At 65.1% G+C, this 23878-nt stretch carries 20 protein-coding genes; 11 read left to right on the plus strand and 9 right to left on the minus strand.

Features of this window, described 5'->3' with window-relative positions; all coding sequences use genetic code 11:
- Positions 1–133: 133 nt before the first annotated feature.
- The 6 genes from IVA79_RS10895 to ftsH all read left to right on the plus strand — a co-directional run bounded on the left by IVA79_RS10895 (position 134) and on the right by ftsH (position 8776).
- Entirely contained in the window at positions 134–2455 is a 2322-nt protein-coding gene (locus IVA79_RS10895; RefSeq protein WP_247552693.1) for an EAL domain-containing protein, read from the plus strand.
- 206 nt (positions 2456–2661) lie between these two features.
- Entirely contained in the window at positions 2662–3387 is a 726-nt protein-coding gene (locus IVA79_RS10900) for a hypothetical protein (protein ID WP_247552695.1), read from the plus strand.
- 289 nt (positions 3388–3676) lie between these two features.
- Positions 3677–4165, plus strand: coding sequence for a peptidoglycan-associated lipoprotein Pal (gene pal / locus IVA79_RS10905; RefSeq protein WP_247552697.1), 489 nt, complete (start codon positions 3677–3679; stop codon positions 4163–4165).
- A 202-nt stretch (positions 4166–4367) separates the two neighbouring features.
- Positions 4368–5423 carry a tol-pal system protein YbgF gene (ybgF, locus tag IVA79_RS10910; protein WP_247552699.1) on the plus strand — a complete coding sequence of 352 codons (1056 nt, stop codon included), beginning with the start codon at positions 4368–4370 and terminating at the stop codon, positions 5421–5423.
- A gap of 78 nt (positions 5424–5501) precedes the next feature.
- The gene (gene tilS / locus IVA79_RS10915; protein WP_247552701.1) at positions 5502–6560 is read left to right on the plus strand and encodes a tRNA lysidine(34) synthetase TilS; all 1059 of its coding nucleotides are present in this window, start codon (positions 5502–5504) and stop codon (positions 6558–6560) included.
- A 290-nt stretch (positions 6561–6850) separates the two neighbouring features.
- Positions 6851–8776 (plus strand): ATP-dependent zinc metalloprotease FtsH, encoded by a 1926-nt coding sequence (gene ftsH / locus IVA79_RS10920; protein ID WP_247552704.1) that lies wholly within the window; start codon positions 6851–6853, stop codon positions 8774–8776.
- Positions 8777–8897: 121 nt separating this feature from the next.
- On the opposite strand, the gene IVA79_RS10925 is transcribed toward ftsH, so the two are convergent.
- Both IVA79_RS10925 and IVA79_RS10930 read right to left on the minus strand, forming a co-directional pair.
- Positions 8898–10103 carry a hypothetical protein gene (locus tag IVA79_RS10925; protein ID WP_247552706.1) on the minus strand — a complete coding sequence of 402 codons (1206 nt, stop codon included), beginning with the start codon at positions 10101–10103 and terminating at the stop codon, positions 8898–8900.
- A gap of 140 nt (positions 10104–10243) precedes the next feature.
- Positions 10244–11446 carry a hypothetical protein gene (locus tag IVA79_RS10930; RefSeq protein ID WP_247552708.1) on the minus strand — a complete coding sequence of 401 codons (1203 nt, stop codon included), beginning with the start codon at positions 11444–11446 and terminating at the stop codon, positions 10244–10246.
- A gap of 276 nt (positions 11447–11722) precedes the next feature.
- Between IVA79_RS10930 and IVA79_RS10935 the strand changes: the two genes are divergently transcribed.
- Complete coding sequence (locus IVA79_RS10935; RefSeq protein ID WP_247552710.1) at positions 11723–13168, plus strand: hypothetical protein; 1446 nt, start codon at positions 11723–11725, stop codon at positions 13166–13168.
- 1 nt (position 13169) lies between these two features.
- On the opposite strand, the gene IVA79_RS10940 is transcribed toward IVA79_RS10935, so the two are convergent.
- The 4 genes from IVA79_RS10940 to IVA79_RS10955 form a co-directional block, all read right to left on the minus strand.
- Entirely contained in the window at positions 13170–13853 is a 684-nt protein-coding gene (locus IVA79_RS10940; RefSeq protein ID WP_247552712.1) for a class I SAM-dependent methyltransferase, read from the minus strand.
- Between the two features lie 7 nt (positions 13854–13860).
- The gene (locus IVA79_RS10945; RefSeq protein ID WP_247552714.1) at positions 13861–14856 is read right to left on the minus strand and encodes a glycosyltransferase family 2 protein; all 996 of its coding nucleotides are present in this window, start codon (positions 14854–14856) and stop codon (positions 13861–13863) included.
- Between the two features lie 178 nt (positions 14857–15034).
- Positions 15035–16537, minus strand: coding sequence for a hypothetical protein (locus tag IVA79_RS10950; protein WP_247552717.1), 1503 nt, complete (start codon positions 16535–16537; stop codon positions 15035–15037).
- A 32-nt stretch (positions 16538–16569) separates the two neighbouring features.
- Positions 16570–18069, minus strand: a complete 1500-nt coding sequence (locus tag IVA79_RS10955; protein ID WP_247552719.1) for a hypothetical protein — start codon at positions 18067–18069, stop codon at positions 16570–16572.
- Positions 18070–18479: 410 nt separating this feature from the next.
- Between IVA79_RS10955 and IVA79_RS10960 the strand changes: the two genes are divergently transcribed.
- Positions 18480–18644, plus strand: a complete 165-nt coding sequence (locus IVA79_RS10960) for a Flp family type IVb pilin (RefSeq protein ID WP_247552721.1) — start codon at positions 18480–18482, stop codon at positions 18642–18644.
- A 91-nt stretch (positions 18645–18735) separates the two neighbouring features.
- Here the strand turns inward: IVA79_RS10960 and IVA79_RS10965 are convergent, their stop codons facing one another.
- The gene (locus IVA79_RS10965) at positions 18736–19653 is read right to left on the minus strand and encodes a phosphatase PAP2 family protein (protein ID WP_247552723.1); all 918 of its coding nucleotides are present in this window, start codon (positions 19651–19653) and stop codon (positions 18736–18738) included.
- 356 nt (positions 19654–20009) lie between these two features.
- On the opposite strand from IVA79_RS10965, the gene IVA79_RS10970 reads away from it, so the two are divergent.
- Positions 20010–20690 carry a TetR/AcrR family transcriptional regulator gene (locus IVA79_RS10970; RefSeq protein WP_212088150.1) on the plus strand — a complete coding sequence of 227 codons (681 nt, stop codon included), beginning with the start codon at positions 20010–20012 and terminating at the stop codon, positions 20688–20690.
- Between the two features lie 151 nt (positions 20691–20841).
- Here the strand turns inward: IVA79_RS10970 and pyk are convergent, their stop codons facing one another.
- Positions 20842–22278 (minus strand): pyruvate kinase, encoded by a 1437-nt coding sequence (gene pyk / locus IVA79_RS10975; RefSeq protein WP_247552725.1) that lies wholly within the window; start codon positions 22276–22278, stop codon positions 20842–20844.
- Positions 22275–22871, minus strand: coding sequence for a DUF1036 domain-containing protein (locus IVA79_RS10980; protein WP_247552727.1), 597 nt, complete (start codon positions 22869–22871; stop codon positions 22275–22277). The genes pyk and IVA79_RS10980 overlap by 4 nt, the downstream gene beginning before the upstream one ends.
- A 175-nt stretch (positions 22872–23046) precedes the next feature.
- Here IVA79_RS10980 and IVA79_RS10985 point away from each other — a divergent pair, with 175 nt between their 5' ends.
- Positions 23047–23352: a DUF1244 domain-containing protein gene (locus IVA79_RS10985; RefSeq protein WP_247552729.1), complete on the plus strand. Its 306-nt coding sequence runs from the start codon at positions 23047–23049 to the stop codon at positions 23350–23352.
- Between the two features lie 204 nt (positions 23353–23556).
- Positions 23557–23829 (plus strand): DUF2312 domain-containing protein, encoded by a 273-nt coding sequence (locus IVA79_RS10990; RefSeq protein ID WP_008136868.1) that lies wholly within the window; start codon positions 23557–23559, stop codon positions 23827–23829.
- Positions 23830–23878 lie beyond the last annotated feature (49 nt).

A 23878-nucleotide genomic window follows, 5' to 3' on the forward strand; every position in this document is an offset into this window, starting at 1 on the left:
CTAGTTGCTTGAAATTTCAGCAGAAACGGGTTCGCCATTGCCGAAAAACAACTCGACTTTAACGATGTTCCCTCAGAAAGACTTCACTTGGGCTGGGTAAAAGTACGCGCCAAACAGGACGCGTAACAAGCCAATGCAACTGGCCGACCAGAAGCAGAGTGATCGAGACGAGCTGGAGCCGATACTCTACGCCGCTCTCATCAACTCCATGGTGCAGAATTTCTGGGCGATCTTCCTCGGCTCGGCCTCCGCGGCCGTGGCCGCGGTGATGACTGCGTTGAAGACGGGCGACGTCTGGCTGTGGCCGCTCGCGTTCCTGCTGATCGCCATCGGCACCGCGCGCGCATTCCAGATGCGCGGATATGAAAACCGCACCGAGGCGCTGTCGTTCGAAGAGGCCAAGCACCTGGAGCCGCGTTACTGGATCGGCGCGCTGAGCTACGCGGCGGTGCTCGGTGTGTGGGCCTTCGTCGTCATCTACAACGACAACGATCCGGTCGCCGACATGCTGTGTGTCGCCATCGGCATCGGCTATACCGCGGGCGGCGCCGCCCGCAATTACGGACAGCCCCGGGTGATCCAGTGGCACGTCGCGCTGGCCTGCGGTCCGATGTCGCTCGCCTTGCTGCTGCACGGCGGATTCTACCACATCGGTCTCGCCATCCTGCTCGTGTTCTTCTTCATCGGGCTCAAGAACATCAACCTCAGCCTGCACGCGATCTTCGTCAAGGCGTTGACCTCGAGCTTCCGCGAATCCGCGCTGGCGAGCCAGTTCGACACCGCGCTCAACAACATGCCGCACGGCCTGTGCATGTTTCGCGCCGATGGCCGCCTTGCGGTGATGAACCACCGCTTCGGCGAGCTGATGGCCCTGCCAGAAGACCTCGTCAAGCGCGGCGCCACGGCCGCCGATATCGCGTCGGCCTGCGTCTCCGCCGGGTCGATCTCGGCGGAGAGCGGTGACCAGATCCTGGCCGAGATCGAGCATGGGCGGGTCCGCGAGATCATCACTGCCGATCCGGATTCCTCGCGCGGCCGTACGCTAGCGTGGACGTTCCAGCCGATGACCCGCGGCGGCACAGTGCTGCTGCTGGAAGACATCACCGAACGCACCAATGCGGAAGCCCGCATCAGCCATCTGGCCCGTTACGATGAGCTCACGGCGCTGCCCAACCGGGTCAGCTTCCACGACGAGATCGAGCGGCTGCTGAAGAATTCGCATCATGCCGAGCGGCTCTCCGCGCTGCTCTTCGTCGACCTCGACCAGTTCAAGCAGGTCAACGACACGCTCGGTCATCCCTGCGGCGACCAGCTGCTGTGTGCCGTCGCCAACCGCCTGCGCGAGATGCTGCGCCCCGAGGATTTCGTCGCCCGCTTCGGCGGCGACGAGTTCGTCGTGTTCCAGCAGAACATCTCTTCGCCCGAGGACGCCGCCGCGCTTGCCCGCCGCATCGTCGAGCGGCTGAGCGAGCGCTACCGCATCGACAATCACCTGGTCGAGATCGGCGCCAGCGTCGGCATCGCGCTGACCTCGCCGGACGGCGCCAGTGCCGACACGCTGCTCAAGAACGCCGACATGGCGCTGTATCGCGCCAAGGCGGACGGCCGCGGCACCTTCTGCTTCTTCCGCGACGAGATGGCGGCGACCGTCGAGGCGCGCCGCATTCTCGAGCTCGATCTGCGCAAGGCGCTCGCCAACGAGGAGTTCGAGCTGTTCTATCAGCCGCTGGTCAATCTGAAATCCGGCAAGATCACCACCTGCGAGGCACTGCTGCGCTGGAATCATCCGGTGCGCGGCACGGTCTCGCCGGTCGACATCATTCCGGTCGCCGAGGACATGGGCCTGATCGTCGATCTCGGCCGCTGGATCCTGCGCCGCGCCTGCATGGAATGCATGAAGTGGCCGGAGGGCGTCAGCGTCGCCGTCAACTTCTCGCCGCAGCAATTCCACCAGCGCGACGTGCTGAGCGAAATCCGCTACGCGCTCGAAGTGTCGGGCCTGCCGGCGCATCGGCTGGAGATCGAGATCACCGAGTCCTCGCTGCTGCGCAACACCCAGCTCACCCACGACATCCTGTCGCAATTGCACGCGCTCGGCGTGCGCATCTCGCTCGACGATTTCGGCACCGGCTATTCCAGCCTCAGCTATCTGCATAATTTCCCGATGCAGAAGGTGAAGATCGACCGCTCCTTCCTCGAAGGCATCGACACCGACCGCCCGCTGACGCTGCTGCGCGGCGTGGCGCGGCTGTCCGCCGATCTCGGCATGGCCGTCGTGGTCGAGGGCATCGAGACCAACGAGCAGCTCGATCTGATCAGCGCCGACGGCACCGTCTCCGAGGCGCAAGGCTATCTGTTCAGCCGCCCGGTGCCCGCCGTGCGGATGCGCCAGCTGCTCAACGCCTCGCATGGACGGCGCAGCGAAGGCCAGCTTCAGGTCGTCGGCTTCGCTTAAGTCCGCTTCTCGGAAACCTCCCGTCATTTCAGGCTGTTGCACGGCCACCGTAGTGCTACGGGGTTAACCCTAACCCTTCGATTGCTTTGCATACTTGTTAAGGAGGTGTTAATAAATCATCACGCCCGCGCAAGTTGTCTTGCAGGAAGTTGTCTTGCAGGAATCTGCTTCGGATGCCGTGGCGTGAGTGTGGGTAAGGAGTTGGAATGCAGTCCTCAGCCAGATCTGTCATTTCGGCTGTTGGACGAGGAGCGGAGCTTCTGACCGACGTCGATTATCATCTTGCGGAAACCGTCGCGGAGAAGGAGGAGATCTACAATCTCCGCTACCGCGCCTATTTGCGGGAAGGCGCCGTCAAGCCCTCGGCGGACGCACGGGTCACCGACCGCTACGACGAGCTGCCGAACGCATGGACCTTCGGCGTCTATCTCCATGGCGAGCTCTGCAGCTCGGTGCGCATCAGCGTGCTGACGTCGGAATGGCGTGAATCCACCTCGGCCGACGTCTTCCCGGACGTCCTGCTGCCGCGGCTCGATCGCGGCGAGGTCATGATCGACCCGACCCGCTTCGTCGCCGATCCCGACCAGGTCAAGCGGGTTCCGGAATTGCCCTATCTGACGACCCGTCTCGCCTACATGGCCTGCGAGCATTTCAGTGCCGATCTCGGCCTTGCCATCGTGCGTCCCGAGCATCAGGCCTTCTACCGGCGGGTGTTTCTGCACGAGACCATCGCCGAGCCGCGGCTGGTTCCGGGCCTCACCAAGACGTTCGGTTTGATGGCGGCGGACTTCCCGACCTTCCGCAAGAAAGTGTTCGAGCGCTATCCGATCATGCGGTCGACCGCCTTCGAACGGCGGATGCTGTTCGGGCGCGGCGGCCAGCGTCAGGTGCCGCAGCGCCCTGCGCTCGTGGCGGAAGCCGCGCACGCCTGAGCCGGCCCGTCCTGGATCCAACTTGGTCGGGGTTCTGAGCTGGGGAGTTGGCCCCAGCCCGCCACGCATTCCCAAAATTCAGGCGAAAGGCGGCGTTTTGCCGTCTGACGCGGCTTGCCTTCACCCTCGCGCCACATTTACAACCCATTAACCATGACGGGTGCTTTTCGCTGGTTGGGGGCATTTGATCGGCTGAGGCAAGGTTCCGTCAAGGTTGACGGAACGTTCGCTTAACCAACCCCCTGTAGACCGGACAGCAGTGGACTAACGTGAGCGTGGAGGCTCCGGAATGAAACATCCTATGCGTATCCTCCAGGGATTGAAGCTGGTCGCGGTGCTCGCCGTCGCGCTGTCGATGGGCGCCTGCGCCAACAAGAATGCCGCGACGGATGCGATGGCCAATGCGGCGACCCCGGGAAGCCAGCAGGACTTCGTGGTCAACGTGGGCGACCGCGTGTTCTTCGAAAGCGACCAGACCGATCTGACCCCGCAGGCGATCGTGACCCTGGAGAAGCAGGCGCAGTGGCTGCAGACCTATCCGCGCTACAGCTTCACCGTCGAAGGTCATGCCGACGAGCGCGGCACCCGCGAATACAACATCGCGCTCGGCGCCCGGAGAGCCCAGTCGGTGCGTTCGTTCCTCGCCTCGCGCGGCATCGATCCGAACCGCATTCGCACGATCTCCTACGGCAAGGAGCGGCCGGTCGCCGTGTGTAACGACATCTCCTGCTGGTCGCAGAACCGTCGTGCCGTCACCGTGCTGAACGCGAGCTCCTGAGCCCGCGATACTGACACTCAGTCAGGCGCCGTTCATCTTCCAAAACCGATTATGCCGGCGCCCTCTCGGGCGCCGGTTTCGTTTCAGCAATCCGTGACTTAAAACCCCGTGGTGCCAGTCACAGTTTTGGCGTACTCCCCTTCAATGTGTGGCGCGTCGAATGTTCCGTCGCAGGCCATTTCGCTTTCGTCGTCAGGGCAAGATGTCATCCAGATTTAAGGTCTTTACCGGCACCGTGGCGATGGCCACGCTGCTCTCCTTGGGCTCGCCTGCATTCGCGCAGTCGGATGATGATCCCGAGATGCGGATCGAACGGCTGGAGAACCAGCTGCGCCAGCTCACCGGCCAGAACGAGGAACTGCAATACCGCAACCGCCAGCTCGAAGAGCGGCTGCGGGCGCTCGAAGGCGGCGCGCAAGCCGCGCCCGGACAGGCGCCCAACGTCGCGGCGATGCCGCCCGCCCAGGTCGGACCGGGTCAGGTCGCGCCGGGCTATCGCCAGCCGCAGCAGCAGGCCGTGCAGCCGAATTACGAGCAGCCGCAGATCACAGCGCCCGGGCCGATCGTCCAGGAGCAGCCGGCGCCCGGCGCACCCGGCAGCCGCCGCCGCGGCGATGCCTTCGATCCGAACCAGAACCCGAACGCGCCGGGCGCACCGCGCGCGCTCGGCGGCGGCCAGCAACCGATGTCGGCAGGCAGCCAGGTCGGAGCTCCCGGCGGCCGCGGCGCCGGCGAGCCGCTCGATCTCGCCAACACCGCCCCCCGCTATCAGCCGCAGGCCGCGCCGCCGGCCGCGCAGCCCGGCTATCCGCCGGCTCAGTCCGGGCATCCCGCGCCATCAGGCGGCACTGGCCTCGCCACCCTGCCGCCCTCGGCAACGCCGCGCGACGAGTTCGATCTCGGCATCGGCTACATGCAGCGCAAGGACTATGCGCTTGCCGAGCAGACCATGAAGAACTTCACGCAGAAATATCCCAGCGACCCGCTGCTCGGGGATGCGCAATACTGGCTCGGCGAGAGCTATTTCCAGCGCCAGCAATATCGCGATTCCGCGGAGGCCTTTCTCTCGGTCACCACCAAATACGAGAAATCGGCCAAGGCGCCGGATGCGCTGCTGCGGCTCGGCCAGTCGCTCGCCGCCTTGAAGGAGAAGGAGGCCGCCTGCGCCGCCTTCGGCGAGGTCGGCCGCAAATATCCGCGCGCCTCCGCCGGCGTCAAAACCGCGGTCGACCGCGAGCAGAAGCGGGTGAAGTGCTGACGTCCGGAGTCCTGACAACACGGACGGTGCTACGCTAGACATCGTAGCCGTCCGCCCGCGACGGTCAGGGCCTGCGTCATGTCAGACGACGACAATTCTCCGATCTCGGCGCGCGAGGCGAAGCGGCTCTTTGCCGGGCTGAAAGCTGCGCCGGCGCTGGTGCTCGCGGTTTCCGGCGGGCCCGACTCGGTCGCGCTGATGTGGCTTGCCGCGCGCTGGCGGCGCGCTCTTGCGCGCGGGCCGGAGCTCACCGTCGTCACGGTCGATCACGGCCTGCGCCCGGAAGCGGCCCGCGAGGCGCGCGAGGTCAAGCGGCTCGCCACCGAGCTTGGCCTGTCGCACCGGACCCTGCGCTGGCGTGGCGCGAAGCCGAAGACGGGGCTGCCTGCGGCTGCGCGCGAGGCGCGCTACCGCCTGCTCGCCGAAGCTGCGAGGGCCGTCGGCGCCAGCCACGTGCTGACCGCCCATACCCGCGACGATCAGGCCGAGACCCTGGTGATGCGGCTGCTGCGCGGCAGCGGACTTGCCGGGCTGTCGGCAATGGCCTTCCTCAGCGAGCGCGACGGGATCGTGCTGGCGCGGCCGCTGCTCGACGTCCCCAAGACGCAGCTGATCTCGACCTTGAGGCGCGCGAAGGTCCGTTTTGCCGACGACCCCACCAACCGCGACATCGCCTATACCCGGCCGCGGCTGCGCGCGCTGCTGCCGCTTCTCGCGGCCGAGGGCGGCGATGCCCGCACGCTCGCGCGGCTCGCGGCAAGGCTGGCGCGCGCCAATGCGGCGGTCGAAGTGCTGGCCGACGGCGCCGAGCGCTTCCTCCGTTTGCGGGATCGCGGCGATGCGCCGCAGGCGGGGGAGCGAAGCTTCGAGGCCTCAAGCTTTGCCGTCCTGCCGGACGAGGTCCGGCTGCGGCTCCTGCTGCGGGCCATCAACGCGCTCGGGCATGAAGGGCCGGCGGAACTCGGCAAGGTTGAAACCCTCTTGGCCGCGCTCGATCAGGCCATCGCCGCACGTCCTCGCGCAGCCGCAAATGGCCGGCCGTCCCTTAGGCAGACCCTCGCGGGAGCCTTGATCAGCCTTGCCGGCGGGCGTATCCACATCGCACCGGCGCCGGCCCGACGGCGCAAGGGCCGATAAGTGCGGAAGAGGGCGGATCATGACACCGGCCATTTCGGCCCCGCGCCGTCAGGACACCTTAACCAGGCAGGAAAAACCCCGCCTTGGGCGCCATTATTTCAGCGGGAATCGCTCTAAGATGGGCTAAATAGTCCCATCTCGTTCCCTTGGCATCGACCGGGGTGGCACCTAAATTGTATGCGTCTAGCCGAGAGGATTCCTTGGGGATTTTCTCTAGCTTGCCCAAGTAGCACCTGAAGGTAACTCCTGAAGGACCAGGCCGCGATCCGCGCGACCACGAAGGAAGATCGATGAACGCCAATCTGCGCAATTTCGCCCTCTGGGTCATCATTGTTTTGCTGCTGTTGGCGTTGTTCACGCTCTTCCAGAATCCGGGCCAGCGGGCCTCCTCGCAGGACATCGCCTTCTCGCAGCTGCTGAGCGAGGTTGATCGCGGCAATGTGCGCGACGTGGTGATCCAGGGCCCGGACATCCACGGCACCTTCACCAGCGGCTCCAGCTTCCAGACCTATGCGCCGAACGACCCGACGCTGGTGAAGCGCCTCTATGACAGCAAGGTGCAGATCACCGCGAAGCCGCCGGGCGACAACGTGCCGTGGTTCGTCTCGCTGCTGGTCTCCTGGCTGCCCTTCATCGCGCTGATCGGCGTATGGATCTTCCTGTCGCGGCAGATGCAGGGCGGCGCCGGCAAGGCGATGGGCTTTGGCAAGTCGCGCGCCAAGATGCTGACCGAAGCGCATGGCCGCGTCACCTTCGAGGACGTCGCCGGCGTCGACGAGGCCAAGCAGGACCTGCAGGAGATCGTCGAGTTCCTGCGCGACCCCGGCAAATTCCAGCGCCTCGGCGGCCGCATTCCGCGCGGCGTTCTGCTGGTCGGCCCTCCCGGCACCGGTAAGACTCTGATCGCGCGTGCGGTCGCGGGCGAAGCCAACGTGCCGTTCTTCACCATCTCCGGCTCTGACTTCGTCGAGATGTTCGTCGGCGTCGGCGCCTCTCGTGTGCGCGACATGTTCGAGCAGGCCAAGAAGAACGCGCCCTGCATCATCTTCATCGACGAAATCGATGCGGTGGGTCGTCACCGTGGCGCCGGTCTCGGCGGCGGCAATGACGAGCGCGAGCAGACGCTGAACCAGCTGCTGGTCGAGATGGACGGCTTCGAGGCCAACGAGGGCGTGATCCTGATCGCCGCCACCAACCGTCCCGACGTGCTCGATCCCGCGCTGCTGCGCCCGGGCCGCTTCGACCGTCAGGTCGTCGTGCCGAACCCCGACGTCGTCGGCCGCGAGCAGATCCTCAAGGTTCACGTCCGCAAGGTTCCGCTGGCGCCGGATATCAACCTCAAGACCATCGCGCGCGGCACGCCGGGCTTCTCCGGTGCCGACCTGATGAATCTCGTCAACGAGGCTGCGCTCACCGCCGCCCGCCGTAACAAACGGATGGTAACGCAGGCCGAGTTCGAGGAAGCCAAAGACAAGGTGATGATGGGCGCCGAGCGCAAATCGCTCGTCATGACCGAGGAAGAGAAACTGCTGACGGCCTATCACGAGGGCGGCCACGCCATCGTCGGCCTCAACGTGCCCGCGACCGATCCGATCCACAAGGCGACCATCATCCCGCGCGGCCGTGCGCTCGGCATGGTCATGCAGCTTCCCGAGCGCGACAAGCTGTCGATGTCTCTGGAGCAGATGACCTCGCGCCTTGCGATCATGATGGGCGGCCGCGTCGCCGAAGAGCTGATCTTCGGCCGCGAGAAGGTGACTTCGGGTGCCGCCTCCGACATCGAGCAGGCCACGCGCCTTGCCCGGATGATGGTGACGCGCTGGGGCCTGTCGGAAGAGCTCGGCACGGTCTCCTACGGCGAGAACCAGGACGAGGTGTTCCTGGGGATGTCGGTGTCGCGGACGCAGAACGCTTCCGAAGCGACGGTCCAGAAGATCGATTCCGAGATCAGGCGTCTGGTCGAGGAAGGCTACAAGGAAGCAACCCGCATCCTCACCGAGAAGCATGCCGACCTCGAAGCGCTGGCCAAGGGCCTGCTCGAGTTCGAGACGCTGAGTGGCGATGAGATCGTCGACCTGCTCAAGGGCAAGAAGCCGAACCGCGAATCTGTGCTCGAGCCGACCACGCCGCGCGCCTCCGCGGTGCCCCCGGCCGGCAAGTCGCCGCGCCCGCGCCCCGATGCCGATCCCGGCCTGGAGCCGCAGCCGCAGGCGTAATCGCGGGGCTGCAGATGAGATCGAAAAACGCGGCGGAAACGCCGCGTTTTTTGTTGGGAAGGTATTCGACGTCTCGCCCCGCTGTCGGCGGGGCGAGATCGTTGCTCCCGAAGCAGCTTGCTCAGATCAGGAAGTCGGTCGCGTGCAGGTTCGCCGCGTTGACGCCGTCGAGCGTGATGGAATCGTTCGCCGACAGTTGGATCACGGCATCGCCGGCGGCATTGTCGCTGATCAGGCTCGACAGCGCCGCCCAGTCCGCGAACCCGTAATCGTGCACATTGATCAGGTCGTGCTCGGTCACGGTGCTGCCGACCGCCTTGTTGCCCTGATCGAAGTCGGTGATCAGGTCATTGCCGGAGCCGGTGTTGAAGACGAAGGTGTCGCTGTTGCCGCCGCCCGAGAGCTGGTCATCGCCGGCGCCGCCGTTGAGGATATCCCTACCGCCGGTGATCGAGCCCGGCGTTGCGGGGTCATAGTTCGCGGCATCGCCATAGAGGTGATCGTTGGTCCCCCCGCCGGTGAGAATATCGTTACCGCCCTGGGCATTGCCGGACATGGTCCGCGCATCGCCGAAGAGCTCCGGGTGAGAAAACTGGATGGTGTCGATGCCATCGAACTTAAGTGTGACAACGTCATCTCCCCCTTGGGCATTGTCGGTCAGCGAGGTCATCGAATCTCCGGCTCCGAATGCGAAGGTCATGACAACGTCGGTGCCGAAGGTGAAGGTGATGTTGTCGTTGCCGCCATGCGCATCGCCGCCGATGGAGCCGATGGCATCGCCGCTGGCTCTCGCTGAACCCTCCATCGTGTCCAGAGTGATGTCGAGCGTGTCATTGCCGCCCTGCGCCGTGCCGGTCATGGAACCGCCGGCATCTCCGGCGTACACATTACTCCAGTCTCGCCAGCCCACCGCGCCGATGAGGGTGTCACTGCCGCCGTGCGAATTGCCCGACATATCTCCGGCGACGTCGCCGAAAGCCTGCACGTTGGTGTACATCGAATCGGCCTGGACATCGATCGTGTCGTTGCCGCCTCTGGCGTCGTCGGTCATCGCCTGGGCATCGCCGACCACGAGGGCTTCGTTCCAGCCGTAGTGGAAGTTGACCGTGAGCGTGTCGTTGCCGCCATGGGACCGGCCATGCAACGTCGTGTCGTCCTCGCCGAAGATCGTGACATCCGCCTCGGGCTGGCTGATGGTCGCCGTCACGGTGTCGTTGCCGCCCCAGGCGTCCGAGGTGGCCGGAAAGTTCGGATCTCCGTAGAGGGTTTCGATTTGGCCAAACTGGTCGAGCAGGACGTCGATGGTGTCGTTCGGCAGATATTGCATGGCGTAACTCCCATTTCATGGTCGGAAGCGGGCCGGGCGTCGGCGAAACTCTTGCGCGACGTGTTGTGACCACGCTTCACGGAGACGAATCTAGTTTCGGTGGATGGCGGAGGTTTTGCAGGAATTCTGATTCGACTTCTTCAGATGATGAAGTCGGTCGGATGCAGGTTGGCCGCCTGAATCCCATCCAGCGTAATCGTGTCGTTGGCGGAGAGGTGAACCACGGCATCGCCGGCGGCATTGTCGCTGATCAGGCTCGACAGCGCGGTCCAGTCCGCAAAACCGTAAGCGTGCACGTCGATCAGATCATGCTCGACCGCGGTGCTGCCGACGGCCTTGTTGCCCTGGTCGAAGTCGACGATCGTGTCGTTGCCGGAGCCGGTGTCGAAGACGAAGAAGTCGCTGTTTCCCCCGCCCCACATCCGGTCGTCACCGGCTCCGCCGTTCAGCGTGTCGGCGCCGCCGGTGATCGAACCTGGCGCCGCCGGTTCATAGACGCGCGCATCGCCATACATGAAATCGCGGCCCGCGCCGCCATTGAGGATGTCGTTGCCGCCATGGGAATTGCCTGCCATGGTCGGCGCATCGCCGTACATCTGCGCGCCGGCCTCCGCATTCTGGCCGTTGAGCTTGACGGTGAGTACGTCGTCGCCGCCCTGTGCGAGATCCATCAGGGATGTCGCGGAATCCCCGAACAAGGCTCCGGCCGAGATGACGCTGTCGCCGTTCAGGGCGACGGTCAGGCTGTCGTTGCCGCCGTGCGCGAGGCCCCTCAGGGAACCGATGGCGTCGCCGCTGACAGTCGCCCCGCCGTCCGTCGTGAGCACGCTGACGTCGAGCGTGTCGTTGCCGCCGCGCGAGGTATCCATCATGGAACCACCGGCATCGCCGGCGAACAGGTTGGCGCCGCCGCGCCACGCGATCGAGCCCATGATGTCGTCATGGCCGCCCTGCGCGTTGCCGGAGATGTCGCCCGCGACGTCGCCGAAGGCCGAAATCGTCGTGTAGATGGTGCGGCCGGCATCCGCGACGATGGTGTCGTTGCCGCCCTTGGCGTCGTCGATCATCGATTGGGCATCGCCCACCACCAGGGTCGTGTTCCAGCCGCCGCCGATGTCGGCGATCAGCGTATCATTTCCGCCCTGCGAGTGACCGAGCAACATCGTGTGGTCGTCGCCGAAGATCGTCAGTCTCGTATTGAGCTCGGTGACCGTAGCCGTCACGGTGTCGTTGCCGCCCCAGACGTCCTTGGCCGCGGGAAAGCCGGGGTCTCCGTACACGGTCTCGATCTGACCAAATTGGTCAAGCGCGACGTCGAAGGTGTCGTTCGGCAGATGCTGCATGGCGTAACTCCCATTTCATCGTCGGAAGCGCGCCTGACGCCTGCAGGTTTCTTTTTTTGCAAGACGCGTTGTTGACCACGCTTCACCGGGAGCAATCTACCTTCGGTAGATGGCAGAGATTTGTAGGAATTCGGGAGAGAATTGGATTGCATGCTATCGCTCGCGGAGCATCGCGCGCGGACTTCCGGATCTGCCGTCGTCGTCCGGCGAAAATGCGAGAAACATTCGAGAAACATTAAAGAAGAACTTAACGCTTGCGTCCTATTTTGGCCCGCCATGACTGACCAGGTCGTCCACAGCGCGGTTCAACCGTTTTCGGCACGTGCGGCGCTCCCTTGGGCAGTAGGCCTCAGCGTCTATGCCCTGCTGCTGATCGCCGGGCCGCGGCTGCTCGGTGATCCCGACAGCTATTCTCATATCGAGGTCGGGCGTTGGATCATCGCGCATGGCACTCTGCCAACGAGCGATCCCTTTTCGTTTTCGAAGCATGGCGCGCCCTGGATCACGTTCGAATGGCTCTCGGAAGTCGTCTACGCCGGAGCCTACGCAGTGTCCGGCTGGCCCGGCGTCGTCGTTGTCGCAGCCGCGGCGATCGCGCTCGCCTTCGGCCTGTTCACCTCCTTCCTGTTGCGCGAGCTTTCGCCAACCCTGACGCTGCTCATGGTGATCGCAGCCGTCGTCCTGCTCGCGCCGCACATGCTGGCGCGGCCGCATGTCCTCGTGCTGCCGGTGATGGTGACCTGGGCGGCTGCGCTGGTGCGCTGCATGGATCGCGGCGGGCCTCCGCCATACTGGGCGCTGCCGCTGCTGGTCCTGTGGACCAATCTGCATGGCAGCGTGGTGCTGGCGCTCGGGCTGATCGGCCCGGCGGTGCTCGAGGCGCTGGCGCGTGAGGAGCGAAGCGAATGGCCGCGCCTGCTGCTGCGGTGGCTACCGTTCTCGGCACTTGCGGTTGCCGCGTCCTGCCTGACGCCGCACGGGCCGGAACCGCTGCTGATGCCGCTGACGACACTCGGCCTCGGCTCTGCGCTCGCCTGGATCGGGGAATGGCGACCGCAGGATTTCAGCCATATCGGTGGCTTCGAGTTGCTGCTGCTGGCGGGCATTTTTGCGCTCTCGCGCGGCGTGACGCTGCCGGTCGTCCGGACCCTGGTGGTGATCGGCTTGCTCCATTTCGCGCTGGCGCAGGTGCGCAATGCGGATCTGCTGGCCATGCTGGCGCCGCTCTATCTGGCGGCCCCGTTGGGTCGGCAGTTCGGCAAGCGGAGCGCGGACGATGCGGAGGGCTCCTCGCGCGGCCTGAATTGGGTCGCGTTCGGTGTCTTGGTCGCGATGAGCGGGGCGGCGCTGGCGCGCGACATACGGCCGGTTGCCAACATCACCCCGCAGGCTGCCATCGCTCAAGCCGACCTCGCCAACGCGGGGCGCGTGCTCAACGATTATTCCTTCGGCGGCTATTTGATCTTTGCCGGCATTCCCACCTTTATCGATGGTCGGGGCGAGCTGTACGGGGGACCGTTCATCGACCGCTACAATCGTGCCCTGGCGCTGGTGGACCTCGCAGATCTACTCAAGCTGCTCGACGAATATGACATCGGCGCGACGCTGCTCGCACCGCGGACACCGGCGGTCGCGATGCTCGACCGGCTGCCCCAATGGCAACGCGTCTACAGCGACGATGTGGCGGTTGTGCACAAGCGGCGAGATACGCCGCAAAGATAGCTCAGACGGTCCCGAAGGCGGCGTATTGCCCGCCGAGCCACACGCCGCTCAGGGCTCCTTCGAGGCGCCGCGCCGGCTTGGTGTCCCAGGGGAGCAGCAGGAAATGCCGCGCGCCGATATCGCGCAAGCCCCCCGCAGCCATCAACTTGCGGGTGGCGCGGGCACCGAGCAAGACGGCATCCCGGTCGAACTCACAGCGCGCAACGGCCAGGCGCGTCAGCGGATTGTACGGATTGTGCTCGATCACGCAGACGAGCCCGCCGGGGCGTGTCACACGCCGCATCTCGGCGATGAACTGCGCCCATTCGGTCGGCACGACATGGTGCATCACGCAAACGGCCGCAACCAGATCGAAGCTGGCGTCGTCGAACGGAAACGTGCGGCCGTCAAACTCACGGTAGTCGACCCCGCCGTTGGCCGTGCGGGCCTGCGCCAGGCTGGCCGATGAAACGTCGATGCCGCTCAAGCGGCCGACCATGCCGTGCAACAGGGGGTGAAGGCTGCCGACACCGCAGCCGACGTCCAGCATGTCGGGCCTCTCCGCGTCCAGCCGCTGCGCGATCAGATCGCGCAGCAGATCGGCCTTCGCACGCATGAAGAAATCATGCGGCAGGCCGGAGAAGTCGATCGAGGATTGGACGACGTCGCGATACTTGTCGTGATAGCCGTCGAAGAGTTCGGTCATGCGCGGGTCACTCGTTGACGGCGTGGATCGCAGGCGCTGCCGCCGCCTCGGCGCGATCGAAGCCGGCGCGCGTCTGCACCACATAGAGCGGGCGCCGTTTCACCTCGGCATGGATGCGGCCGACATAGAGCCCCACGATCCCGGTCATCAGCATGTTGATTCCGCACAGCAGGGACACGACGACGATGGTCGACGACCAGCCGGTCACGAGATGGCTGTCCTTGCTGAGCCACAACAGGATCACCCAGCCGCCGTAGAGCAGGGCCAGTCCCGAGACCGTCAATCCGCACCAGATCGCAAGCCGCAAGGGAAGATCGGAAAAGCCGAGCGCGGCGTTCATCGCGAGCCGCACCATCTTGAACAACGGGTATTTGGTTTCGCCCGCTGCGCGCTCGAGGCGATGGAAGGCGACCTCGGCCTGCCGGAAACCGAGCCATGCGATCATGCCGCGCACGAAGCGGTCCTGCTCCGGCATCTGCCGTAGTGCCTCTAGCACCTTGCGATCGATCAGGCGGAAGTCGCCGACATCGGCGGGGATGCCGACGGAGGACATCCTGCCGAGCAGCCGGTAGAACAGATGCGCGGTCGCGCGCTTGAACCGGCTTTCGCCCTCGCGCGACAGGCGGCGGGCATGGACGATGTCGTTGCCTTCCTTCCACTTCGCGATCAGTTGCTCGATCACTTCGGGCGGATCCTGCAGATCGGCATCCATGACGATGATTGCGTCACCTTCCGCGGCGTCCATGCCGGCGGTGATCGCGATCTGATGGCCGAAGTTTCGCGACAAGCCGATGTAGCGAAAGCGCGGATCGCGCTTGGCGAGCGCCTGCAGCACGATCGAGCTGGAATCCTTGCTGCCGTCGTCGACGAAGATCGCTTCCGCCGGACCGTCGAGCCGGGACATGACCTGATCGAGCCGGCGCAACAGGACCGGCAGCACGGCTTCCTCGTTGAAAACGGGGATGATCAGGCTGTAGCGGATCGAACTGGAATTGGCCGCCATGCGAGAGATTCCGACTGGGTTGCAGGGCTTGAACCTAATTCACCGGTGGTTAAGGTCGCCTTGCCGCAAACGTTAAGGATCGAGGGCGCCGCGGCGGGTTCGTACCGCTGGACCAGGGGCGGGGAGCGAAGCGGAATGGTGAAGCCGGATTAACCATGCCGTGCAGCCGCGGCTTGGTCTAGGACCCGCGGCGGATCTTGTAGAGAACAAATCGCTCTGAGGTGTCCAACACCTCCAGCAGATCCGGCAGCGGGTTCGCCGCCGGCGGTCCGAGCACATAGAGATAGTCGTAGTCCAGGTACCAGGTGCGGATGAACGGCGGAACGTCCGCGGGCGGCTGACGTGTCGCAATCGCGTTGAGCAGGCTCGACGGCACCGGCCCTCCGTAGGGAATGGCAAGACGGCGCACGGCTTCGCGTGCCCGCACCGGCTGCTTGCCCGCTTCCGTGAATAGATTGGGCACGAACGCGTTGGCATAGTGCACGGCCAGCGTCGGCGCATAATACATTGGGTACGAGGTGAGGTCGGCGAACGGCGGGTCTCCATTGTCGCCGGTGCTGCCGACGAGGATGCGGGAGCCGCGATCGATCTTGTGGAACGACCGGATCATGGCCGCATAGTCGGCGCGGTAAGGCAGCCACACCGCGAGGACGATGGCGAGATTGAGCAGTATGATGCCGCTGATTGCGGCGAGCGCAGCCATTCTCCACGCCTGGCTCGGCAACGACAGCGAGCAGAAGGCCGGCAGGATCAGAGCTGCAGCCGGAATCACGCGAAGGTCGACAAACGAGGTTCCGAACAGTTTCGAGGGAATGACGAGGTAGAGCAGTGCAAAGCCGATCGCGAGCCAGATGCCGGCCGGCTCGAGCTTGAGGACGCCGCGCCTTGCGGCGAAAAGCAACGCGGTCATCAGCGCCAATCCGGTCACGGCCGATGCCGTCAGACTGTAGCCATTCAGGATGCGCAACGGCCAGACCGGCTTGAATCCGAGGAACCAGCTCGTCCCTTCGCTTCCGATCGAACCTGCAGTCATCTGCATGATCCCGAATAGCACAAGCGCCGGCAGGGCCAGCGCGCCGAGCCGCGCGGCCGCGACCCGGTACGATATTCGCTGATGATTGATGCGGGAGAGCTCGTAGAGGCCAAGCGTCGCGCCGTAGATGCCGAGGGAGAAAAAATGCGCCGTGTATAGCGCTCCGACGAAGAGCGTGTTGGCGAGGAGACGCAGAGGCCAGGGGCCCTCCGCCAGCATCAGATAGACGGCGATGCCCCAGAGCGCGAGGCCAAGCCCGAACTCGAAATTCACGAAGCCCCAGCTGAACGGCAGACAGTAGAGGAACGCGAGCGCAGCGAAGCCGGCAAGATGAACCCGGCCCTTCCGGGCCCATTCGAGCAGCAGCGCGCCGGTGACAATCAGCAATTGGCTCAGCAGCAGAAACAGCCGTGTGGCGGCCTCGACGCTCATCAGCCGCGCCAGCTGCGGGACCAAGAGATCCATGCCGAGGTTGGGATAGAACGCCCAGGCCACCTCGTAATGCGGATTGGCGTCGGGAGTGCCGCTCTGGCTCAGAATGTACATACGGGCGAGGTGATTGGGATAATCGACCATCGCGGGAATGGGGGTCAGCAGCACCGGAAGGAACGAGACGGCCGCCAGCATTGCGAGAACGGCGATCGCCACGGAGCGGTCCGAGTCAACGCGAGCCGGGATCGTCAAGGTCGGCCTGTCGAGGGCATCACGGCGGCGCTGTCCGCATGATCTCGCACGTGGATCACGGCGATGTCGTCCGCATAGATCCGCTTCCAGCCCTTGAGCTGGTCGAGGATCTGCGGGCCCGGCGCATCGGCAGCCAGGAGCGTCGCGTCGATCCTGTACTCGTCGAGCAGGCGGGGCAGCAGCTCGGGCTTCTGGCCTTCCGTCGCCTTGAAGAAGTCCATGATGAATTTCTCGCCATAGAGCTCGGCGCGGCCGTCGACGAAGACCGGAATATCGCGCGAGATCAGATAGCCGCCGAACCGATAGGCGTTGAAAATGCGCTGCACCTTGCGTTGCTCGAGCAGGTCGACGGCCGCGACCGGCGTGTGCGTCATGGTGAAGGTGAAGCGGTGGTGCCCCATGTAGAGCGACGTCGAGGTCCAGCTTGCGGCCACGATCATCAGCGCGCCGAGCGCTGTGACATAGCGGGCCGGCCAGCGGTCGGCACCGCTGACGTCAGGCGCCGGGCGTGGGAACATCTCGCCGAGCGGCTTTGCCAGCACCAGCGGCACCAAGAACGCGAATGCCTCGATGCTCCTGACATGGGTCAGCGCGCTCCAGGTCAGGAACAGGATCAGGACGATCCGGGGCGCCGACAGCACGAGGCCGCGATAATAGCCGAATGCGATCAGGCCGAGCAGGGCGCCTTCGAAGGAGGTAAACGTGGCGAAGTTCGCCGGCATCCATTCGTAGATCAGCGACAGCAGCTCGCCAAGGCTGAGGATATTGGTCGCGCCCTGCAGCGTCCGCCAGCCGTACGGCGTGCAGCAACTCGCGATCAGCGCGGCGATTCCGAACAGCACCCAGCGCATGAATAGTCGAAGCCGGCGTCCCTTCCCGGCATGCTCGACCGCCTCGAGCGAGATCGGGCCGATCAGCGCGAGGCCCAGCACGAAGCCGCCATGCAAATTGGCCCAGAGCACCATCAGCGGCAGCCAAGTCCAGGACGGCGCGGACTTGCGGTCGGCAGCCGCCATCATCAGGCCGACCCACGCCACCATGACGGGCAGCGCCAGGATATGCGGACGCGCCAGCACATGATGGTTCGACAACAGCAGCGCCAGCATCGCGAACAACACTGCGCGCGGAGTCTCGATCTGCGCGGCGAGCAGATGGACGAAGATCGCGACCGTCAGCGCGATTGCGACCGCGGTGAGGATGACGGGACCTGCCCAATCCCATTGTGCATGGGAATAGGCGAACAGCACCTGCGACAGCCACGACGTCGAAATCCAGGGCGCGCCGGTTCGCGTGAAGGAATAGAAGTCCGTGGTGGGCATGGCGCCGTGATCGAGGATCCATTGCCCGATCTTGACCTGCCAGAACGTGTCGGAGTCCTGTAGCCGGGTGTCGCCGAGGTAAAGGAAGAACAGATAGGCGCCGGCACCGACGCACAGCGGCACCAGGGCCCTCGCGCGGCTCTGCACCGCGATGCTGTTGGCAAAGGAAAGGGACATGCCGCCTCGTCGTCCTGTTATGCTGTCGGTCGAACATGATCCGGACCCGGAGGGCCGCGTGAGCGCAAGGTGTGGTGCGGTCTTCCGAGACGATCACGCTCAAACGATCATCTGAAGTGCGACGAAGATTCATCTCGTCGCGCTTCAGTCCGAGCGGGCGGCATTCGACCACGGGCGGTCATAACTTCGAGTAAACCGGCAGGATCAGGCCGGATTCAAGTCCCGACAATTTAACGGATTGTTTTAGATTTCGATTTACCATCGGCGAATACACGCAAACCGCTCTGTGTTTACGCAGTCGAATTAACTGCGGCGCAATTCTTTGCCTCTACGTTCGGTTCCATGGTCGGGCTGGGAAGCCGATAAAGACCAGATCAGTTGTAGCCTCGTGTACTCATTTGGAGCACTCCATGAAGAACCTCGTTGCGCGTTTCGTGAAAGATGAATCCGGCGCCACCGCCATCGAATACGGCCTGATCGCCGCCGGCATCGCGCTGGCGATCATCACCGTCGTCAACAATCTCGGCACCACGCTGAACGCCAAGTTCACCTCGATCTCGACCAGCCTCAAGTAAGGCCGGACGAACCAGAGACTTTCGAGAGCCCCGTCCTTGACGGGGCTCTTTTCTTTGGGCCCGGCTTGTCAGCTCAGCTTTCAGTTCAGTTTCAGTTTTCCTGGACGAGGCTTGCCAGTCCAGTCGACGAAGCCGGCGCGACAGACCCGCGCGGCGCGCGGCTCCAGTCGAGGCAGAATTTGACGGCCCAGATCGAGGCTGCGGCGAGCGCGATGCCCGCAGCGACGTCGATGATATAATGCGCGCCGATCACCGGCGTCGCCGCGATCATCATCAGGTTGAGCGCGGCCGCGATGCCGCCGATGCCGCGCACCGGCCACAGCGCCCACATGTAGAGCACGGCCGATGCCGCGTGAAAGCTCGGAAACGAGACGATGCCGGACAGAAAGAACAGCCGGAGCTCATGCAGGCTGCCGTCCCGAAGTGCGAGGATGTCGCGGAGCTGTCCGGCATAGACCGCGGTGTTGATCTCGGGGAAATGCGCGGCCGGCAAATTCAGTGCGTAATAGGTGCCGATCGCGGGCACCACCGCGGAGATCGTGATGGTGACCGCGAGCGCGAGGCTCATCGCGAGCATGAACAATTGCAGACGCACATAGCGCGCCGTCAATGCCAGCACGACGGGAATGCCGAGCAGCGGAAGCTTGATCAGTCCGTAGGCGTGCGCGAGGCTCATCGCGAGCCAGGGATGATCGTTGACGTAGCGCGCGATCGGTTCCGGATCGAGGCCCAGTGCCCGGTCGATCGCCAGCAGCGCCTGGTCCTGCAGCGGCCAGTTCAGCTTGCCGGCGACGTAGCTCAGTGGTCCGACAATGGCGCAGGTGAGAATGATCTGTCCGATGGTGCCGAGCGAAAACACCAGCTTCGGATCCGCCAGCTCGCCTTTGATGATCCGATGGCCATAGGCGGCCGCGACCAGCACCACGGCGATCGCCACGGTCACGCAATAGGCGACCGGCTCGAGACTGAGTCCCGTGGAGGGAAGGCCGAGCGCCAGCAGGGCACCCATCCCGAGAATCGGAAACCAGTTGAGATGGAAAAGCTGCCAGGCGGTCCGGGAGTCCGTATCGTGCATGGTGCACCGAAATGGAATGGCATTGCCTCCGGACTGTTACGGACCGGCTTTAAGGTCGCGATAACAATCGTGGTTATCGGACTTACAAACATTGCATGGGACTTTTAGACGTTTGCGGCGCGGCCTCTGGGCTGGCGCTCCCGTCCGGTCGCCGTGACGCCTCACGCATTTCCCATCTTGTCATCCACCCTGAATAGTTGTTCAGTCCTTGCGGGGCGATTTGCATCTTTTGCGTGACGAAGCGTTCAGCCGCGGGGCGTGCGGCAAGCGTGTGGGACAGGAAGCGCGCCATGGTTTATCGGCGGACGCATCAAGTGGTTAAGCGCCTTGCGGCGCGGCGCAGCGCGATTCTCACGGCGGCGCGGGAGACGGCGGCGGAAGGCGGGATGGCGGCGGTGCAGATCGCGCCGGTCGCGGTCCGGGCCAATGTCGCGGCTGGCACGGTCTACCGCTACTTCCCCTCCAAGGCCGAGCTGATCTCCGAACTCATTGCCGAGGTCTCCCGCGACGAGCTCGCGGCGATCCGCCGGGCAGCCGATGCCGCGCCGGGGCCGTCCTCGGCATTGGCCGCGGCCGTGACGACGGTGGCGGTCCATACCCTGTCGCAGCGCAGGCTCGCCTGGGGCATCCTGGCCGAGCCCGTCGATGTCGATGTCAGTGCCTCCAGGCTTGCCAGCCGGCGCGAGATCGCGGGCGAGATCGCGTCCCGCATCGACGCGGCCGTGCGCGCCGGCCATCTGCCGGCGCAGGACACCGCGCTCGCCGCCACCGCGTTGCTCGGCGCGCTGCATGAGGCCCTGGTCGGACCGCTCGCGCCCGACAATCTCGACGACCCCGTCAAGATGCGTGACGCGGTGCAGACGGTGACGCTGCTGGCCCTGCGCGCGGTCGGCGTCATGGACGCCCGCGCCCGTGGTCTGGTGGTACAGCAGACCCTGCTGCCGACGACGAAGGCGCTGGTTGGGGCGTAAAGTCGGCCGCGCGGCCGGGGTGGCGGCCTGACCCCGCTCAGGGTCTTGACCGAGCGAGCCTTTTCGCAAAACCGCAGCAAGCCCGCCGGAAGCTCCGGCTACTTTGCATGGGGTTGTTTTTCGACTTTTTGTTCGGCCCGCCCTGGCGGGGCTACATGTTCGCGTCGCCCTCGGGGCCGACCGAGGCGATGCGCACCATGTTGGTGGTGCCGGGGATGCCGAGCGGCACGCCGGCGACGATGATCACGCGCTGGCCGGCGCGGACGAAACCGTCCCGGAACGCGATCTGGCCGGCGCGGCCGACCATGTCGTCCTGGTCGCGCGCGTCCTCCGCCACCACGCAATGCACGCCCCAGACCACCGCGAGCCGTCGGCCGGCGGTGATGTTCGGGGTGATCGCCACGATCGGCGGCTTCGGCCGCTCGCGCGCGACGCGCACGGCGGTCGAGCCCGATGAGGTCCAGCAGATCAAGGCGGGCAGATCAAGCGTCTCGGCGATCTGCCGTGCGGCATCCGCGATGGCATCGCCGGCGGTGGATTCCGGCGCGGGGCGCTGGGCCATGATCACCGAGCGGTAGGTCGGGTCGCGCTCGACCTCCTCGCCGATGCGGTTCATGGTCGAGACCGCCTCGACCGGGAATTTGCCGGCCGCCGATTCCGCCGACAGCATGATGGCGTCGGCGCCCTCATAGACGGCGGTGGCGACGTCGGAGACCTCGGCGCGGGTCGGCACCGGCGACTGGATCATCGATTCCAGCATCTGGGTCGCGATCACCACCGGCTTGCCGGCGCGGCGCGCCATCCGCGTCATCTGCTTCTGCAGGCTCGGCACGCGCTCCAGCGGCAGCTCGACGCCGAGGTCGCCGCGCGCCACCATCAGCGCGTCGGAGGCCTCGATAATGTCGGCGAGGCGGTCGATCGCCTGCGGCTTCTCGATCTTGGCCATCACAGCGGCGCGGCCGCGGATCATCTTCTTGGCTTCGAGCACGTCGTCGGCGCGCTGCACGAAGGACAGCGCGATCCAGTCGACGCCGGTGACGAGCGCCGCCTCGAGGTCGGCGCGGTCCTTCGGCGTCATGGCGGAGACCGGCAGGTCGGTATCGGGCAGGCTGACGCCTTTGCGGTCGCTCATCTTGCCGCCGACCACGACACGCGTCACCGCGTGCTCCTTGGAGGTTTCCTCGGCGATCAGGCGTACCTTGCCGTCATCGAGCAGCAACGCATGGCCGGGCCGCAGCGCCGCCAGGATCTCCGGATGCGGCAGGTGGACGCGCGTGGTATCGCCGGGCGCCTTGTCGGAATCGAGCGTGAAGGTCTGGCCGTTCTGGAGCTGCACCGAGCCTTCGGCGAAGGCACCGAGCCGGAGTTTCGGGCCCTGGAGGTCGACCAGGATGCCGATCGGCCGGCCGTAGCTGCTCTCGACGTTGCGAATCGTCGCCACCAGCTCCCGCATCTTGTCATGCGGGGTGTGGCTCATGTTGATGCGAAACAGGTCGGCGCCGGCTTCGAACAGGCGGCGGATCATCGCGAGATCTGAAGAGGCCGGTCCCAGGGTCGCGAGAATCTTGATACGGCGAAGACGCCTCATGGCTTATTTCCAGACGGGGGCGGGGCAGCACCTGGCGGAAGGCCAGGCGCGGCGGGGGGCGTACCACCGGGCGGGCTATTGGGCAAACCCGGAACCCCGCCCGGGCCAACCGGACCGGGCAGGCCGGGTACGCGTTGCTGCGCCGGCTGTTCGTTGGCGTCGGTCAGCTGCACTGTCCACGCGCGCTGCTCACCGGTGTCGACCTCGAAATAGCCGGTCCGGTCGTAGCCGCGCGCGAGGCAATCCTCGGTGCCGCGGATGGTGAACTCCTTGTCGCGCGAGCACATGAAGGCCTGCCCCGACCACTCGCCGCCGCGGTCATAGTCGATCGCGTAGATGTAATAGTATCGGGCGACCAGCGTTCCCCGCAGCAGGGTCTCGCAGGAGCGCGACGAGATGTTCCACCAGCCTTCGGTGGTCCAGCCCTCCGCGTCCTTGTAGCCGAGCGCAATGCCGACCCGGCTCGAGGTGTTGTTGCAGAGGCGGAAATCGGCGGAGGCCGGACTGGCGCAAAGGCACAGCCAGGCGATCACCAGCACCGGGACCAACCGGGCGAGCAGGCGAAGCGGGGGGCGGGGAGATTCGGCAATCATTGTCGCGGTAGCTATACCAGATCATTGACGATTTGGCGTAGGCCCAGGAACCGCTCCAAGACAGCGGCAGCACCCGGTTTCGGCCGGTTTGCGCCGGGATGTGGCAAAATCTGTGACAGAGCCCCACCTGATCCCGTAAGGATGACGCCAAAGGGGCAGACCCAAGGGATACACCATGGCAATCGACGAGAAGACCAAAACCGAGCTCGAGGCAGCCGCTTTCCGGCGCCTGGTCGATCATCTGAAGACGCGGACGGACGTCCAGAATATCGACCTGATGAATCTGGCGGGCTTCTGCCGCAACTGCCTGTCCAACTGGCTCAAGGAAGCCGCGGACGCCCAAGGCGTCGCCTTGAGCAAGGACGAGAGCCGGGAGGCCGTCTACGGCATGCCCTATGAGACCTGGAAAGCGAAATATCAGGGCTCGGCGACGCCCGAGCAGCTCGAGACGATGAAGAAGGTCCATCCCCACGGGCATTGAGCAGTCTCGGCCCGACCTCGCCGCGCGCTGAGTCGCACCACACAACAGGTTTCTTTGAGCTGCCGCAGGAAGATGTGGGCGTGCTGTGGACGAGCGCGATGCTGCCTTGAACGCGACCGGCGCCAACCCTAAGGGTTCTACCCAGCACGCGCGGTGAGGATGCCGGCGTCACCTCGTTTTGCCAGTTCCATTGGGAGTACCTAGATGGCCACCTCCGCCGCCGTCCGCGACGACGAGCCCGCGACGAAATTTGCCAAGGACCAGCTCAAATCCATCATCGAGCGCATCGAGCGGCTGGAGGAAGAGAAGAAGGCGATCTCCGACGACATCCGCGACGTCTATGCCGAGAGCAAGGGCAACGGCTACGACGTCAAGGCGCTGCGCACCATCGTGCGTATGCGCAAGCAGGACCCCAACGAGCGCGCCGAGGCCGAAACCATTCTCGAAACCTACATGCAGGCGCTGGGAATGATCTGAGGCGTCTCGCCCTTGATGTTGCGCGCGCATCGAGCTTGGGCGAAATCCC

The organism is Bradyrhizobium sp. 138 (assembly GCF_023074075.1).
GTDB lineage: Bacteria > Pseudomonadota > Alphaproteobacteria > Rhizobiales > Xanthobacteraceae > Bradyrhizobium.

Bases quoted from the DNA above. Each gene is read 5' to 3' on its own strand.
- IVA79_RS10895 (WP_247552693.1), top strand. From the start codon at position 134: ATGCAACTGGCCGACCAGAAGCAGAGTGATCGAGACGAGCTGGAGCCG.
- IVA79_RS10900 (WP_247552695.1), top strand. From the start codon at position 2,662: ATGCAGTCCTCAGCCAGATCTGTCATTTCGGCTGTTGGACGAGGAGCG.
- pal (WP_247552697.1), top strand. From the start codon at position 3,677: ATGAAACATCCTATGCGTATCCTCCAGGGATTGAAGCTGGTCGCGGTG.
- ybgF (WP_247552699.1), top strand. From the start codon at position 4,368: ATGTCATCCAGATTTAAGGTCTTTACCGGCACCGTGGCGATGGCCACG.
- tilS (WP_247552701.1), top strand. From the start codon at position 5,502: ATGTCAGACGACGACAATTCTCCGATCTCGGCGCGCGAGGCGAAGCGG.
- ftsH (WP_247552704.1), top strand. From the start codon at position 6,851: ATGAACGCCAATCTGCGCAATTTCGCCCTCTGGGTCATCATTGTTTTG.
- IVA79_RS10925 (WP_247552706.1), bottom strand. From the start codon at position 10,103: ATGCAATATCTGCCGAACGACACCATCGACGTCCTGCTCGACCAGTTT.
- IVA79_RS10930 (WP_247552708.1), bottom strand. From the start codon at position 11,446: ATGCAGCATCTGCCGAACGACACCTTCGACGTCGCGCTTGACCAATTT.
- IVA79_RS10935 (WP_247552710.1), top strand. From the start codon at position 11,723: ATGACTGACCAGGTCGTCCACAGCGCGGTTCAACCGTTTTCGGCACGT.
- IVA79_RS10940 (WP_247552712.1), bottom strand. From the start codon at position 13,853: ATGACCGAACTCTTCGACGGCTATCACGACAAGTATCGCGACGTCGTC.
- IVA79_RS10945 (WP_247552714.1), bottom strand. From the start codon at position 14,856: ATGGCGGCCAATTCCAGTTCGATCCGCTACAGCCTGATCATCCCCGTT.
- IVA79_RS10955 (WP_247552719.1), bottom strand. From the start codon at position 18,069: ATGTCCCTTTCCTTTGCCAACAGCATCGCGGTGCAGAGCCGCGCGAGG.
- IVA79_RS10960 (WP_247552721.1), top strand. From the start codon at position 18,480: ATGAAGAACCTCGTTGCGCGTTTCGTGAAAGATGAATCCGGCGCCACC.
- IVA79_RS10965 (WP_247552723.1), bottom strand. From the start codon at position 19,653: ATGGGTGCCCTGCTGGCGCTCGGCCTTCCCTCCACGGGACTCAGTCTC.
- IVA79_RS10970 (WP_212088150.1), top strand. From the start codon at position 20,010: ATGGTTTATCGGCGGACGCATCAAGTGGTTAAGCGCCTTGCGGCGCGG.
- pyk (WP_247552725.1), bottom strand. From the start codon at position 22,278: ATGAGGCGTCTTCGCCGTATCAAGATTCTCGCGACCCTGGGACCGGCC.
- IVA79_RS10980 (WP_247552727.1), bottom strand. From the start codon at position 22,871: ATGATTGCCGAATCTCCCCGCCCCCCGCTTCGCCTGCTCGCCCGGTTG.
- IVA79_RS10985 (WP_247552729.1), top strand. From the start codon at position 23,047: ATGGCAATCGACGAGAAGACCAAAACCGAGCTCGAGGCAGCCGCTTTC.
- IVA79_RS10990 (WP_008136868.1), top strand. From the start codon at position 23,557: ATGGCCACCTCCGCCGCCGTCCGCGACGACGAGCCCGCGACGAAATTT.